Raw genomic sequence first — 14,113 nt, 5'->3', positions numbered from 1 at the left:
AGGCATTCCGCTTACGAAAAAATAACGAATTCAAGGAACTAAGATGCTTTGGTCGTTTATCGCAGTCTGTCTTTCCGCATGGCTATCTGTGGATGCATCGTATCGTGGGCCAACCTGGCAACGCTGGGTGTTTAAACCGTTAACCCTTCTTCTCCTGCTGTTACTGGCATGGCAAGCGCCGATGTTCGACGCCATTAGCTATCTGGTGCTGGCGGGGCTGTGCGCCTCACTGCTGGGCGATGCGCTAACCCTGTTGCCACGTCAACGTCTGATGTACGCCATCGGCGCGTTTTTCCTCTCGCACCTGCTTTACACCATCTATTTCGCCAGTCAGATGACGCTCTCTTTCTTCTGGCCTCTGCCACTGGTATTGCTGGTTCTGGGCGCGCTGTTACTGGCGATTATCTGGACGCGTCTGGAAGAGTATCGTTGGCCTATCTGCACGTTTATCGGCATGACGCTGGTGATGGTATGGCTGGCAGGTGAACTGTGGTTCTTCCGTCCAACCGCTCCGGCACTTTCTGCATTTGTCGGCGCTTCGTTGCTGTTTATCAGTAACTTTGTCTGGCTGGGTAGCCACTATCGCCGACGCTTCCGTGCGGATAACGCGATTGCCGCCGCTTGTTATTTTGCCGGACATTTCCTCATCGTCCGCTCGCTGTATCTCTGATAAAACTTGACTCTGGAGTCGACTCCAGAGTGTATCCTTCGGTTAATGAGAAAAAACTTAACCGGAGGATGCCATGTCGACTCCTGACAATCACGGCAAGAAAGCCCCTCAATTTTCTGCGTTCAAACCGCTAACCACGGTACAGAACGTCAACGACTGTTGCTGCGACGGCGCATGTTCCAGCACGCCAACGCTCTCTGAAAACGTCTCCGGCACCCGCTATAGCTGGAAAGTCAGCGGCATGGACTGCGCCGCCTGCGCGCGCAAGGTAGAAAATGCCGTGCGCCAGCTTGCAGGCGTGAATCAGGTGCAGGTGCTGTTCGCCACCGAAAAACTGGTGGTTGATGCCGACAATGACATCCGTGCACAAGTTGAATCTGCGGTGCAAAAAGCGGGCTATTCCCTGCGCGATGAACAGTCCGCCGACGAACAACAAGAATCACGCCTGAAAGAGAATCTGCCGCTGATTACGCTAATCGTGTTGATGGCAATCAGCTGGGGTCTGGAGCAGTTTAATCATCCGTTCGGTCAACTGGCGTTTATCGCGACCACGCTGGTTGGGCTGTACCCGATTGCTCGTCAGGCATTACGGCTGATCAAATCCGGCAGCTACTTCGCTATTGAAACCTTAATGAGCGTAGCCGCTATTGGTGCGCTGTTTATTGGCGCAACGGCTGAAGCTGCGATGGTGTTGCTGCTGTTTTTGATTGGTGAACGACTGGAAGGCTGGGCCGCCAGCCGCGCGCGTCAAGGGGTCAGCGCGTTAATGGCGCTGAAACCGGAAACCGCCACGCGCCTGCGTAATGGCAAGCGTGAAGAGGTAGCAATTAACAGCCTGCGTCCGGGCGATGTTATCGAAGTTGCGGCAGGTGGGCGTTTACCTGCCGACGGTAAACTGCTCTCGCCCTTTGCCAGTTTTGATGAAAGCGCCCTGACCGGCGAATCCATTCCGGTGGAACGCGCGACGGGTGATAAAGTTCCTGCAGGCGCCACCAGCGTAGACCGTCTGGTAACGCTGGAAGTGCTGTCAGAACCGGGTGCCAGCGCCATTGACCGGATTCTGAAACTGATCGAAGAAGCTGAAGAGCGCCGCGCACCGATTGAGCGGTTTATCGACCGTTTCAGCCGTATTTACACGCCAGCGATTATGGCCGTCGCCCTGCTGGTGACGCTGGTGCCGCCGCTGCTGTTTGCCGCAAGCTGGCAGGAGTGGATTTATAAAGGGCTGACGCTGCTGCTGATTGGCTGCCCGTGTGCGCTGGTGATCTCAACACCTGCGGCGATCACCTCCGGGCTGGCAGCCGCAGCGCGTCGTGGGGCGTTGATTAAAGGCGGTGCGGCGCTGGAACAACTAGGTCGTGTTACCCAGGTGGCGTTTGATAAAACCGGTACGCTGACCGTCGGTAAACCGCGCGTTACCGCGATTCATCCGGCAACGGGTATTAGTGAATCTGAACTGCTGACACTGGCAGCGGCGGTCGAGCAAGGCGCGACGCATCCATTGGCGCAAGCCATCGTACGCGAAGCACAGGTTGCTGAACTCGCCATTCCCGCCGCCGAATCACAGCGGGCGCTGGTCGGGTCTGGTATTGAAGCACTGATTAACGGCGAGCGCGTGTTGATATGCGCTGCCGGAAAACATCCGGCTGTTGCATTTGCTGGTTTAATTAACGAACTGGAAAGCGCCGGGCAAACGGTAGTACTGGTGGTGCGTAACGATGACGTGCTTGGCGTAATTGCATTGCAGGATACCCTGCGCGCCGACGCCGCAACTGCCATCAGCGAACTGAGCGCCCTGGGTGTCAAAGGGGTGATCCTCACTGGCGATAATCCACGCGCAGCGGCGGCAATCGCCGGTGAACTGGGGCTGGAATTTAAAGCGGGCCTATTACCAGAAGATAAAGTCAAAGCGGTGACCGAGCTGAATCAACATGCGCCTCTGGCGATGGTCGGTGACGGTATTAACGACGCGCCCGCCATGAAAGCTGCCGCCATAGGAATTGCAATGGGCAGTGGCACAGATGTGGCGCTGGAAACCGCCGACGCAGCATTAACCCATAACCACCTGCGCGGCCTGGCGCAGATGATTGAACTGGCACGCGCCACTCACGCCAACATCCGCCAGAACATCACCATTGCGCTGGGGCTGAAAGGGATCTTCCTCGTCACAACGCTGTTAGGGATGACCGGACTATGGCTGGCGGTGCTGGCAGATACGGGTGCGACGGTGCTGGTAACAGCGAATGCGTTAAGATTGTTGCGCAGGAAGTAAAAGTGTTGCCTGATAGCCTCTGGCTATCAGGCTTAGTGCTGAGGCGGGAACGGCGGCATAGTCAGGAAAGCATAATAAAGCGCTAACATCAGAATGACGGAGATAACACAGCATGCAGCAACCAGGCGGGATGCTATGGATGGCCTTTTGAACATCAACCACAGGGCATAAGCAAGCCCGACACCGTTAAGTAAAGGTAAAAAAATCATTAGCCAGAGCCAACCCCAGGCAAGTACCCCCAGCCATCCCCCCACGACGATAAAAACAGGGATCAGCCAATTGGGGGTGAAGATCGCGAGCAATCCCAGCAATGCCAGACAAACTGGAATTAAATAATCCATTTGTGCATTCCATTACGTTTGCGTGCCGGATGCGGCGTAAACGCCTTATCTGGCCTACACAGGGCATTGAACTCGTAGGCATGATAAGACGCGACAGCGTCGCATCAGGCATCCACACACAACCGCCGGATGCGGCGTGAACGCCTTATCCGTCCTACACAGAGCATAGAACTCGTAGGCATGATAAGACGCGACAGCGTCGCATCAGGCATTGTGCACCGTATCGCCAGATGCAGCTTGAACGCCTTATCCGTCCTACAAACCGGTTTCAAGCCGCAAAATTGAGCGCGATCGGTCCGCTAGCCTGATCCACCTTACCCCGATTTGCGAATCAAATAACGATAAGGCAGTCCATCGGTCTCTTTCGCAACCAGTTCGTGTTCCATAAAGGTACAAAACCCAGGAATATCGCGTGTCGTCGCCGGATCGTCAGCAATAATCAGCAACGTTTCACCTGGCTGCATATTGCGCACAGTTTTGCGCACCATCATTACTGGTTCCGGGCAGCGCAGGCCAAGTGCGTCGAGTGTGTGGTCAGGGCTGGAAAAGAGATCGGTCATTTTCTTCTCATCACATAAAAAAACGGCGCTAGTTTACGCCCTGTGAGTCCGTAAGCAAACCAGGTTAACGATTGCGTGAAAATTAACCATTGCATTGTCAACGTAAAGCAGTATCATGCGGCGGCTCGAAAAAAGGGTCAGCACGTTATTATGTTAAGGTAACAGACGTGTCGTACGTATTGGGTTCCCTCACCCCAATGGTTAATCAAAAAGGTACAATATGAACGTTTTCTCGCAAACTCAACGCTATAAGGCGTTGTTCTGGTTATCGTTATTTCATCTGTTGGTGATCACCTCCAGTAACTATCTGGTTCAGCTTCCCGTATCCATTTTTGGTTTCCATACCACCTGGGGCGCGTTTAGCTTTCCGTTTATTTTCCTTGCTACCGACCTGACTGTGCGTATTTTTGGCGCGCCGCTGGCTCGTCGCATCATCTTTGCGGTGATGATCCCCGCATTGCTGATCTCCTACGTCATCTCGTCGCTGTTCTATATGGGTTCATGGCAGGGGTTCGGCGCGCTCGCCCACTTCAACCTGTTTGTCGCCCGTATCGCCACCGCCAGTTTCATGGCCTACGCGCTGGGGCAAATCCTCGACGTGCACGTTTTTAACCGCCTGCGTCAGAGTCGTCGCTGGTGGCTGGCACCGACGGCTTCCACCCTGTTTGGGAACGTCAGCGACACGCTGGCCTTCTTCTTCATTGCCTTCTGGCGCAGCCCAGATGCCTTTATGGCTGAACACTGGATGGAAATCGCGCTGGTCGATTACTGTTTCAAAGTGTTAATCAGTATCGTTTTCTTCCTGCCAATGTATGGCGTATTACTCAATATGCTGTTGAAAAGACTGGCAGATAAATCCGAAATCAACGCTTTGCAGGCGAGTTAAAGGTTCGTTATCAGAGTTGTGATAAGATGGATGAATGAGCCGTTATGGCCGTTTATCGAAAGGAAGAAGTCAATGCGCAATCTGGTTAAATATGTCGGAATTGGCCTGCTGGTTATGGGGCTTGCGGCCTGTGATGATAAAGACACTAACGCTACGGCGCAGGGTTCGGTCGCGGAAAGTAACGCTACCGGGAATCCCGTCAACCTGCTTGATGGCAAGTTAAGTTTCTCGCTGCCAGCGGATATGACCGACCAGAGCGGTAAGCTGGGAACGCAGGCTAATAACATGCATGTCTGGTCCGACGCCACCGGGCAAAAAGCAGTCATCGTCATCATGGGCGATGATCCGAAAGAAGATCTGGCGGTGCTGGCGAAGCGCCTGGAAGATCAGCAACGTAGCCGCGATCCGCAGCTGCAAGTGGTAACCAATAAAGCCATTGAGCTGAAAGGTCACAAAATGCAGCAGTTAGACAGCATTATCTCCGCGAAAGGCCAGACGGCGTACTCTTCCGTTATTCTGGGTAACGTGGGTAATCAACTGCTGACCATGCAAATTACGCTGCCAGCTGACGATCAGCAAAAAGCACAGACCACCGCAGAAAACATCATTAATACGCTGGTTATTCAGTAAGTTTTAAGATGATGAGATGGCCTCAGGTACTTCCACCGGAGGCCGTTTTTTTAATCGCCACGTCAGTAATAACGCGATTGCGACCAGTCCCGCCGCCGCCAGATAAATCACCGGGACGCCCGCCCAACTCATCACCAGCCCAGCCAGTGGTCCGGTCACGCCAAGCGATAAATCCATAAATACGGTGTAAGTTGCCAGCGCCGCCCCCTGATTCTGCTGCGGCACTGCTTTGACCGCCACCACACCAAGCGCCGGGAACACCAGCGAAAACCCCGCCCCTGCCAGTAAGACGCCAATTTTCGCCATCCACGGCATGGTCGCCACGCCGACCAACAGCAGGCCAATAATCTCAACGCTAAAGCAGAGCATCGCCACATTTAAGCCGCCGATACGGTTAATGCCGTTAGGAAATAACAAACGCGTACCGACAAACGCACAGCTAAACAGCGTCAGCGCAAAAGCCGCACCGTCCCAGCCTTTAGCGTCATAAAACAATGTGATAAAGGTGGCGATAACGCCAAATCCGGCAGAAGCCAACGCCAGCGCCATGCCGTATAACCAGACACGCCCAAGCACCGCGCGAAACGGCAGCGGTTTGCCTTTGCTGGCTTTTACCGTCGGACGCGGGATCGCTAACAAAATGGCCACCAGCGCCACACCCATAATGATTAACGCTAACGCCTGCAAGCCGCCCCAGTGATAAAACACCACACCTAACGGCGCGCCCATTGCCATCGCCCCGTAAGTGACAATGCCGTTCCACGAAATCACCCGCCCGATATGCAGCGAACCAACCACGCCAACGCCCCATAGGGTCGATCCCGTTCCGGCAAAACTTTGCCCAATCCCAAGGATCACGCGCCCCAGGCACAGTAATAACAGGCTGATGACGGGCAGACTGGCGGTTAACCCTGCCGTCAGATACCCCAAACCGCTCAAAAAGCAGCCGCATAAACCGAAGACGACAATCTTTTTGGGTCCCAGCAAATCGGCGTAACGTCCGGCATGAGGGCGGCTCAGCAAGGTGGCGAAATATTGCAGGCTGATAACCAATCCTGCCCAGAAAGCGCTAAAGCCCATCACATCATGGACATAGCCCGGTAATACAGCGAGCGGCAACCCGATGGTGAGGTAGCTGGCGAAGTTAAACATGACAATGGAGACAATGCGCAAATTCAGGCGCAATCCGTTTAGCGCGGGTTCGGCTACGGGTTCGGGCATGAGGATCACCACATTTTTACAACAGTGTTTCATTTTTACCACGTGCTGACGTGAAAATCAGCAGGAAGAATCAGAATATTGCTGGCGTGACTCCCGCTACACTTAATACAAAAAGTCACAAGGAAGCCCCAATGGAAACCCCTCAACCCGATAAAACGGGCATGCACATTCTGCTCAAGCTGGCCTCGCTGGTAGTGATCCTCGCGGGAATTCACGCAGCGGCAGATATCATTGTGCAACTGTTACTGGCGCTGTTTTTTGCCATCGTCCTCAACCCGCTCGTCACCTGGTTTATTCGTCGCGGAGTACAACGCCCCGTTGCAATTACGATTGTGGTGGTGGTGATGCTGATCGCACTAACCGCGCTGGTCGGTGTACTGGCAGCTTCGTTTAACGAATTCATCTCTATGCTGCCGAAGTTTAATAAGGAGCTGACGCGCAAACTTTTTAAATTGCAGGAGATGTTGCCTTTTCTTAATTTGCATATGTCGCCGGAGCGAATGCTGCAGCGGATGGACTCGGAAAAAGTGGTTACCTTCACCACGGCGCTAATGACCGGGCTTTCCGGGGCAATGGCGAGCGTGCTTTTGCTGGTGATGACCGTAGTTTTCATGCTGTTTGAAGTGCGCCACGTCCCTTACAAAATGCGTTTTGCGTTGAATAATCCACAGATTCACATCGCCGGACTACACCGCGCCTTAAAAGGTGTTTCGCACTATCTTGCATTGAAGACACTGCTAAGTTTATGGACAGGCATTATCGTCTGGCTGGGGCTGGAACTTATGGGCGTACAGTTTGCGCTGATGTGGGCAGTACTGGCGTTTTTGCTCAACTACGTGCCCAATATCGGCGCGGTAATTTCCGCCGTACCGCCAATGATTCAGGTGCTGCTGTTTAATGGCGTTTACGAATGTATTCTGGTCGGCGCATTGTTTTTAGTTGTCCATATGGTCATCGGCAATATTTTAGAACCGCGAATGATGGGCCATCGCCTGGGGATGTCCACCATGGTGGTATTTCTTTCATTATTGATTTGGGGATGGCTGCTCGGCCCGGTAGGTATGTTGCTTTCGGTGCCATTAACTAGCGTGTGTAAAATCTGGATGGAAACCACCAAAGGCGGCAGCAAACTGGCGATCTTACTGGGGCCGGGCAGACCGAAAAGTCGGTTACCGGGATGAGGCGACAAGTGATACGATACGCACTTTCATTTTCCATTAAACGTTGGCCCTGATATGTATCGGATAGTTCTGGGGAAAGTTTCGACCTTAAGCGCAGCTCCACTGCCACCGGCTTTACGCGATAAAGCACCGCAAGGTCCACGGCGCGAACGCTGGCTGGCGGGGCGTGCATTGCTTTCACACACGCTTTCCCCGCTACCTGAGATCATCTACGGCGAACAAGGCAAACCCGCATTCGCATCGGAAACGCCGCTATGGTTCAACTTAAGCCATAGCGGTGACGATATTGCCCTACTGTTGAGCGATGAGGGCGAAGTCGGCTGCGATATCGAAGTGATTCGCCCGCGTGCCAACTGGCGCTGGCTGGCGAACGCGGTGTTCAGCCTCGGAGAACATGCCGAGATGGACGCCGTGCATCCAGATCAGCAACTGGAAATGTTCTGGCGCATCTGGACACGCAAAGAAGCCATCGTTAAACAACGTGGCGGCAGCGCCTGGCAAATCGTCAGCGTAGACAGCACCTATCAGTCCTCGCTGTCAGTCAGCCATTGTCAGCTTGAAAATTTAAGTCTGGCGATCTGCACCCCTACTCCCTTTACGCTCACCGCCGACAGTGTGCAATGGATCGATTCAGTTAACTGATCAGCCCATCCGACTGCCCATCTATTGATCCAGAACAGGTTATCAGTATGACGAATACTTAAAATCGTCATACTTATTTCCGCCATCTATTTTAATCCATTGGGGTTACAATGCTCTCCACACTACGCCGCACTCTATTTGCGCTGCTGGCTTGTGCGTCTTTTATCGTCCATGCCGCTGCACCAGATGAAATCACCACCGCCTGGCCGGTGAATGTCGGGCCACTAAACCCGCACCTTTACACACCCAACCAGATGTTCGCCCAGAGCATGGTTTATGAACCACTGGTGAAATATCAGGCAGACGGTTCGGTGATCCCGTGGCTGGCAAAAAGCTGGACCCATTCAGAAGATGGCAAAACCTGGACCTTCACCCTGCGTGATGATGTGAAATTCTCTAACGGTGAACCGTTTGATGCAGAGGCCGCGGCAGAAAACTTCCGCGCTGTGCTCGACAACCGTCAACGTCACGCCTGGCTGGAGCTGGCAAACCAGATTGTTGATGTCAAAGCTCTCAGTAAAACCGAGCTGCAAATCACCCTGAAAAGCGCCTACTACCCTTTCCTGCAAGAACTGGCCCTGCCCCGTCCTTTCCGCTTTATCGCCCCTTCGCAGTTTAAAAACCATGAAACCATGAATGGGATTAAAGCGCCGATTGGCACCGGGCCGTGGGTTTTGCAGGAATCGAAACTGAATCAGTACGATGTCTTCGTCCGTAACGAAAACTACTGGGGCGAAAAGCCGGCGATTAAGAAGATCACTTTTAACGTCATCCCAGACCCGACTACCCGCGCAGTAGCGTTTGAAACCGGCGATATCGATCTACTATACGGTAATGAAGGGCTATTACCGCTCGATACCTTCGCCCGCTTTAGCCAGAACCCGGCTTACCACACCCAACTGTCACAGCCGATCGAAACCGTGATGCTGGCGCTCAATACTGCCAAAGCCCCCACCAACGAGCTGGCCGTACGTGAAGCGCTCAATTACGCGGTAAACAAAAAATCGCTGATCGATAACGCGTTGTATGGCACCCAGCAGGTCGCCGACACCCTGTTTGCCCCTTCCGTGCCCTATGCCAATCTCGGCCTGAAACCGCGCCAGTACGATCCGCAGAAAGCGAAAGCGTTGCTGGAACAAGCAGGCTGGACGCTGCCCGCAGGCAAAGACATCCGCGAGAAAAATGGTCAGCCGCTGCGCATTGAACTGTCGTTCATCGGCACCGATGCGTTAAGCAAATCAATGGCCGAAATCATTCAGGCTGATATGCGCCAGATTGGCGCGGATGTCACGCTGATCGGCGAAGAAGAGAGCAGTATCTATGCTCGTCAGCGCGACGGTCGTTTTGGCATGATTTTCCACCGTACCTGGGGCGCGCCATACGATCCACACGCCTTCCTGAGTTCAATGCGCGTACCGTCGCACGCTGACTTCCAGGCACAGCAAGGTTTAGCCGACAAGCCACTGATTGATAAAGAGATTGGCGAAGTGCTGGCGACACACGACGAAACCCAACGTCAGGCACTGTATCGCGACATTCTGACCCGTCTGCATGACGAGGCGGTTTATCTGCCCATCAGCTATATCTCAATGATGGTGGTTTCAAAACCGGAACTGGGTAACATCCCCTACGCGCCGATCGCCACCGAAATCCCGTTCGAACAGATTAAACCGGTGAAACCTTAATGTTGCGTTATGTATTACGCCGCTTTCTGCTGCTGATCCCGATGGTGCTCGCCGCCTCGGTGATCATTTTTCTGATGCTGCGCCTCGGCACCGGCGACCCGGCGCTCGATTATCTGCGTCTGTCTAACCTACCGCCGACGCCGGAAATGCTGGCTTCTACCCGCACCATGCTGGGGCTGGATCAGCCGTTGTACGTGCAGTACGGAACCTGGTTGTGGAAAGCGCTGCATCTTGACTTTGGTATCTCATTCGCCAGCCAACGCCCGGTGCTGGACGATATGCTGACCTTCCTGCCCGCCACGCTGGAACTGGCGGGCGCGGCGCTGGTATTAATTCTGCTCACTTCCGTGCCGCTCGGCATCTGGGCGGCGCGCCATCGCGACCGCCTGCCGGATTTCGCCGTGCGTTTTATCGCGTTTCTTGGCGTTTCAATGCCCAACTTCTGGTTGGCGTTTTTACTGGTGATGGCATTTTCAGTGTATCTGCAATGGCTGCCCGCGATGGGTTACGGCGGCTGGCAGCACATCATTTTGCCTGCGGTTTCCATCGCCTTTATGTCGCTGGCGATTAACGCGCGTCTGCTGCGCGCCAGCATGCTGGACGTCGCCGGTCAGCGTCATGTGACCTGGGCGCGACTGCGCGGCCTGAACGACAAACAGACCGAACGCCGCCATATCCTGCGCAATGCCTCGCTGCCGATGATCACCGCCGTGGGGATGCACATTGGCGAACTGATTGGCGGGACGATGATTATCGAAAACATCTTTGCCTGGCCGGGCGTCGGGCGCTATGCGGTGTCGGCGATTTTTAACCGTGACTATCCGGTGATCCAATGCTTTACGCTGATGATGGTGGTGGTTTTTGTGGTCTGTAATTTGATTGTCGATTTGCTCAACGCCGCGCTGGACCCGCGCATTCGTCGTCATGAAGGAGCGCACGCGTGAACTTTTTCCTCTCTTCTCGCTGGTCGGTACGCCTGGCGCTCATCATTATCGCCCTGCTGGCACTGATTGCGCTCACCAGCCAGTGGTGGCTGCCATACGATCCCCAGGTCATTGATTTGCCGTCGCGTCTGCTTTCTCCGGATGCACAGCACTGGCTGGGCACCGATCACTTAGGACGCGATATTTTCTCACGGCTGATGGCGGCGACCCGTGTGTCGCTTGGCTCGGTAATGGCCTGCCTGCTGTTGGTGCTGGCGTTAGGGCTGATTATTGGCGGCAGCGCCGGGCTGATTGGCGGGCGCGTTGATCAGGCCACCATGCGCGTGGCGGATATGTTTATGACCTTCCCGACGTCGATTCTGTCGTTCTTTATGGTCGGCGTGCTCGGCACCGGGTTGACCAATGTGATTATCGCCATCGCCCTGTCGCACTGGGCGTGGTACGCGCGCATGGTGCGCAGTCTGGTGATTTCACTGCGCCAGCGCGAGTTTGTGCTGGCATCACGGCTTTCTGGCGCAGGCCATGTGCGGGTGTTTATCGATCATCTGGCGGGCGCGGTGATCCCTTCACTGCTGGTGCTGGCGACGCTGGATATCGGCCATATGATGCTACACGTCGCGGGGATGTCCTTCCTCGGTCTCGGCGTGACCGCCCCGACCGCCGAATGGGGCGTGATGATTAACGATGCACGTCAGTATATCTGGACCCAGCCGCTGCAAATGTTCTGGCCGGGACTGGCGCTGTTTATCAGCGTGATGGCCTTTAACCTGGTGGGTGACGCACTGCGCGATCATCTGGACCCTCATCTGGTGACGGAGCACGCACACTAATGCCGCAACAGATTGAATTACGTAATATCGCGCTACAGGCCGCGCAACCGCTGGTACACGGCGTATCGTTAACCCTGCAACGCGGACGCGTGCTGGCGTTAGTCGGCGGTAGTGGCAGCGGGAAGTCGCTGACCTGTGCCGCGACGCTGGGCATTCTGCCCGCTGGCGTTCGCCAGACGGCGGGGGAAATTTTGGCCGATGGCAAACCGGTTTCTCCCTGCGCCCTGCGCGGTATCAAAATTGCCACTATCATGCAGAACCCGCGCAGTGCCTTTAATCCGCTGCACACCATGCACACGCACGCGCGGGAAACTTGCCAGGCACTGGGGAAACCCGCCGATGACGCCACGCTTATTGCCGCTATAGAAGCGGTAGGGCTGGAAAACGCCGCACGCGTGCTGAAGCTATACCCGTTCGAGATGAGCGGCGGCATGTTGCAGCGCATGATGATTGCGATGGCAGTGCTATGTGAATCACCGTTTATCATCGCCGATGAACCGACCACCGATCTTGATGTAGTAGCGCAAGCACGCATTCTGGATCTGCTGGAAAGCATTATGCAAAAACAAGCACCGGGAATGCTGCTGGTCACCCATGATATGGGCGTAGTGGCGCGTCTGGCGGATGACGTGGCGGTGATGTCGCACGGTAAGATTGTCGAACAGGGCGATGTCGAAACACTGTTTAACGCCCCCAAACATGCGGTAACGCGCAGCCTGGTTTCTGCTCACCTCGCCCTTTATGGTATGGAGCTGGCATCATGACTTTACTTAACGTCTCCGACCTTTCACACCAGTACGCACACGGTGGATTCAGCGGTAAGCACCAGCATCAGGCAGTGCTCAATAACGTTTCGCTGACCCTGAAAAGCAGTGAAACCGTCGCCCTGCTGGGACGCAGCGGCTGCGGAAAAAGCACTCTCGCGCGGCTGCTGGTAGGCTTAGAGTCTCCCTCACAAGGGAATATTAGCTGGCGCGGCGAACCGTTGGCAAAGCTCAATCGCGCCCAGCGTAAAGCGTTCCGCCGCGATATTCAGATGGTATTTCAGGACTCCATCAGCGCCGTGAATCCGCGCAAAACCGTGCGCGAGATCCTGCGTGAACCGATGCGCCACCTGCTGGCGCTGAAAAAAGCGGAACAACTGGCGCGCGCCAGCGAAATGCTGAAGGCAGTCGATCTTGACGATAGCGTGCTCGACAAACGCCCACCGCAGTTAAGCGGCGGTCAGCTCCAGCGCGTCTGCCTGGCACGTGCGCTGGCGGTCGAACCGAAACTGCTGATTCTGGATGAAGCCGTTTCCAACCTTGATCTCGTGTTACAGGCGGGCGTCATTCGCCTGCTGAAAAAGCTGCAACAGCAGTTTGGCACCGCCTGCCTGTTTATCACCCACGACTTACGTCTGGTGGAGCGCTTCTGTCAGCGGGTGATGGTGATGGATAACGGGCAAATTGTCGAAACCCAGGTGGTGGGAGATAAATTAACCTTTTCCTCTGACGCCGGACGTGTGCTACAAAACGCGGTATTACCCGCATTCCCAGTGCGCCGTCGCGCCACAGAAAAGGTTTAAGTCAATGCAACGAGTCACCATCACCCTTGATGACGATTTACTGGAGACGCTGGACAGCCTGAGCCAGCGTCGTGGTTATAACAACCGTTCCGAAGCTATCCGCGATATTTTGCGGAGTGCCCTGGCGCAGGAGGCCACCCAGCAGCACGGCACACAAGGCTTCGCGGTGCTGTCGTATGTGTATGAACACGAAAAACGCGACTTAGCCAGCCGTATTGTCTCCACCCAGCATCATCACCACGATCTCTCTGTTGCCACGCTGCATGTACATATCAATCACGACGATTGCCTGGAAATCGCCGTGTTGAAAGGTGACATGGGCGACGTGCAACATTTTGCCGATGACGTTATCGCCCAGCGCGGCGTGCGGCACGGGCATTTGCAGTGCTTGCCGAAGGAAGATTAAGCCTATTATTGGGTCCTTTGGTGAACGATCAACAAAGGGCCACTAGCACACCTGATTCCTCTCTAAATACCCTATCCGAACCTTCTCTTTTGTAACGTTCTAAATATATTCCTAAAAATCTTCAATTCATTGTGACCACAAGTTTTTCTTCGCTTTTTCGTATGAAGATACTGTCATTAAAATAATAGAAAAGGATTTTACGATGAGCGGAAAACCGGCGGCGCGTCAGGGCGACATGACGCAGTATGGCGGTAGCATTGTTCAGGGTTCAGCCGGGG

General features: G+C 54.6%; 16 protein-coding genes. 13 read left to right on the top strand and 3 right to left on the bottom strand.

The annotated features are described in order from the left end of the window. Nucleotides 1-43: 43 nt before the first annotated feature. Both BGE37_RS17520 and zntA read left to right on the top strand, forming a co-directional pair. Nucleotides 44-670: a lysoplasmalogenase gene (locus BGE37_RS17520; protein ID WP_000964718.1), complete on the top strand. Its 627-nt coding sequence runs from the start codon at nucleotides 44-46 to the stop codon at nucleotides 668-670. Between the two features lie 73 nt (nucleotides 671-743). Next, nucleotides 744-2,942, top strand: coding sequence for a Zn(II)/Cd(II)/Pb(II) translocating P-type ATPase ZntA (gene zntA / locus BGE37_RS17515; protein ID WP_105282206.1), 2,199 nt, complete (start codon nucleotides 744-746; stop codon nucleotides 2,940-2,942). Nucleotides 2,943-2,974: 32 nt separating this feature from the next. Here zntA and BGE37_RS17510 read toward each other — a convergent pair whose 3' ends face one another. Together BGE37_RS17510 and tusA are read right to left on the bottom strand one after the other, a co-directional pair. After that, nucleotides 2,975-3,283, bottom strand: a complete 309-nt coding sequence (locus BGE37_RS17510; protein ID WP_000385055.1) for a hypothetical protein — start codon at nucleotides 3,281-3,283, stop codon at nucleotides 2,975-2,977. Nucleotides 3,284-3,597: 314 nt separating this feature from the next. Then, complete coding sequence (tusA, locus tag BGE37_RS17505) at nucleotides 3,598-3,843, bottom strand: sulfurtransferase TusA (protein WP_000130623.1); 246 nt, start codon at nucleotides 3,841-3,843, stop codon at nucleotides 3,598-3,600. 220 nt (nucleotides 3,844-4,063) lie between these two features. Between tusA and BGE37_RS17500 the strand changes: the two genes are divergently transcribed. Continuing rightward, on the top strand, nucleotides 4,064-4,729 hold the full coding sequence (locus BGE37_RS17500) for a 7-cyano-7-deazaguanine/7-aminomethyl-7-deazaguanine transporter (RefSeq protein ID WP_001100467.1): 666 nt from the start codon (nucleotides 4,064-4,066) through the stop codon (nucleotides 4,727-4,729). A gap of 72 nt (nucleotides 4,730-4,801) precedes the next feature. Continuing rightward, complete coding sequence (gene dcrB / locus BGE37_RS17495; RefSeq protein WP_001245295.1) at nucleotides 4,802-5,359, top strand: phage sensitivity protein DcrB; 558 nt, start codon at nucleotides 4,802-4,804, stop codon at nucleotides 5,357-5,359. Nucleotides 5,360-5,362: 3 nt separating this feature from the next. Here dcrB and BGE37_RS17490 read toward each other — a convergent pair whose 3' ends face one another. Next, entirely contained in the window at nucleotides 5,363-6,613 is a 1,251-nt protein-coding gene (locus BGE37_RS17490; protein ID WP_123057336.1) for an MFS transporter, read from the bottom strand. 98 nt (nucleotides 6,614-6,711) lie between these two features. Between BGE37_RS17490 and BGE37_RS17485 the strand changes: the two genes are divergently transcribed. The 9 genes from BGE37_RS17485 to BGE37_RS26015 all read left to right on the top strand — a co-directional run. Further along, a complete protein-coding gene (locus tag BGE37_RS17485; RefSeq protein ID WP_001353619.1) occupies nucleotides 6,712-7,761 on the top strand; it encodes an AI-2E family transporter in 1,050 nt (349 codons plus the stop codon). A 54-nt stretch (nucleotides 7,762-7,815) separates the two neighbouring features. Next, nucleotides 7,816-8,403: a 4'-phosphopantetheinyl transferase AcpT gene (gene acpT / locus BGE37_RS17480; protein ID WP_032185350.1), complete on the top strand. Its 588-nt coding sequence runs from the start codon at nucleotides 7,816-7,818 to the stop codon at nucleotides 8,401-8,403. A 110-nt stretch (nucleotides 8,404-8,513) separates the two neighbouring features. Beyond that, nucleotides 8,514-10,088 carry a nickel ABC transporter substrate-binding protein gene (gene nikA / locus BGE37_RS17475; protein WP_105277432.1) on the top strand — a complete coding sequence of 525 codons (1,575 nt, stop codon included), beginning with the start codon at nucleotides 8,514-8,516 and terminating at the stop codon, nucleotides 10,086-10,088. Further along, entirely contained in the window at nucleotides 10,088-11,032 is a 945-nt protein-coding gene (gene nikB, locus BGE37_RS17470) for a nickel ABC transporter permease subunit NikB (RefSeq protein WP_000947080.1), read from the top strand. The genes nikA and nikB overlap by 1 nt, the downstream gene beginning before the upstream one ends. After that, nucleotides 11,029-11,862, top strand: coding sequence for a nickel ABC transporter permease subunit NikC (gene nikC, locus BGE37_RS17465; RefSeq protein ID WP_001008971.1), 834 nt, complete (start codon nucleotides 11,029-11,031; stop codon nucleotides 11,860-11,862). Before nikB ends, nikC begins: the two co-directional genes overlap by 4 nt. Next, nucleotides 11,862-12,626, top strand: a complete 765-nt coding sequence (gene nikD / locus BGE37_RS17460; RefSeq protein WP_103253587.1) for a nickel import ATP-binding protein NikD — start codon at nucleotides 11,862-11,864, stop codon at nucleotides 12,624-12,626. Before nikC ends, nikD begins: the two co-directional genes overlap by 1 nt. Next, a complete protein-coding gene (gene nikE, locus BGE37_RS17455; RefSeq protein ID WP_105288265.1) occupies nucleotides 12,623-13,429 on the top strand; it encodes a nickel import ATP-binding protein NikE in 807 nt (268 codons plus the stop codon). Before nikD ends, nikE begins: the two co-directional genes overlap by 4 nt. 4 nt (nucleotides 13,430-13,433) lie before the next feature. After that, on the top strand, nucleotides 13,434-13,835 hold the full coding sequence (gene nikR, locus BGE37_RS17450) for a nickel-responsive transcriptional regulator NikR (RefSeq protein ID WP_001190062.1): 402 nt from the start codon (nucleotides 13,434-13,436) through the stop codon (nucleotides 13,833-13,835). 202 nt (nucleotides 13,836-14,037) lie between these two features. Beyond that, the coding region (locus tag BGE37_RS26015; RefSeq protein ID WP_369758995.1) for a hypothetical protein at nucleotides 14,038-14,113 on the top strand (76 nt) is incomplete at its 3' end.

This window comes from Escherichia sp. MOD1-EC6300, from assembly GCF_002965045.1.
Classification (GTDB): Bacteria; Pseudomonadota; Gammaproteobacteria; order Enterobacterales; family Enterobacteriaceae; genus Escherichia; species Escherichia coli_F.
This window is presented reverse-complemented; position numbering and strand designations above follow the sequence as displayed.

What these genes read in the sequence shown, in the direction of transcription:
- tusA (WP_000130623.1), bottom strand. Translation starts at nt 3,843, where the DNA reads ATGACCGATCTCTTTTCCAGCCCTGACCACACACTCGACGCACTTGGC.
- nikR (WP_001190062.1), top strand. Translation starts at nt 13,434, where the DNA reads ATGCAACGAGTCACCATCACCCTTGATGACGATTTACTGGAGACGCTG.
- nikA (WP_105277432.1), top strand. Translation starts at nt 8,514, where the DNA reads ATGCTCTCCACACTACGCCGCACTCTATTTGCGCTGCTGGCTTGTGCG.
- nikB (WP_000947080.1), top strand. Translation starts at nt 10,088, where the DNA reads ATGTTGCGTTATGTATTACGCCGCTTTCTGCTGCTGATCCCGATGGTG.
- BGE37_RS17500 (WP_001100467.1), top strand. Translation starts at nt 4,064, where the DNA reads ATGAACGTTTTCTCGCAAACTCAACGCTATAAGGCGTTGTTCTGGTTA.
- BGE37_RS17520 (WP_000964718.1), top strand. Translation starts at nt 44, where the DNA reads ATGCTTTGGTCGTTTATCGCAGTCTGTCTTTCCGCATGGCTATCTGTG.
- nikD (WP_103253587.1), top strand. Translation starts at nt 11,862, where the DNA reads ATGCCGCAACAGATTGAATTACGTAATATCGCGCTACAGGCCGCGCAA.
- BGE37_RS17510 (WP_000385055.1), bottom strand. Translation starts at nt 3,283, where the DNA reads ATGGATTATTTAATTCCAGTTTGTCTGGCATTGCTGGGATTGCTCGCG.
- dcrB (WP_001245295.1), top strand. Translation starts at nt 4,802, where the DNA reads ATGCGCAATCTGGTTAAATATGTCGGAATTGGCCTGCTGGTTATGGGG.
- zntA (WP_105282206.1), top strand. Translation starts at nt 744, where the DNA reads ATGTCGACTCCTGACAATCACGGCAAGAAAGCCCCTCAATTTTCTGCG.
- BGE37_RS17490 (WP_123057336.1), bottom strand. Translation starts at nt 6,613, where the DNA reads ATGAAACACTGTTGTAAAAATGTGGTGATCCTCATGCCCGAACCCGTA.
- BGE37_RS17485 (WP_001353619.1), top strand. Translation starts at nt 6,712, where the DNA reads ATGGAAACCCCTCAACCCGATAAAACGGGCATGCACATTCTGCTCAAG.
- acpT (WP_032185350.1), top strand. Translation starts at nt 7,816, where the DNA reads ATGTATCGGATAGTTCTGGGGAAAGTTTCGACCTTAAGCGCAGCTCCA.
- nikE (WP_105288265.1), top strand. Translation starts at nt 12,623, where the DNA reads ATGACTTTACTTAACGTCTCCGACCTTTCACACCAGTACGCACACGGT.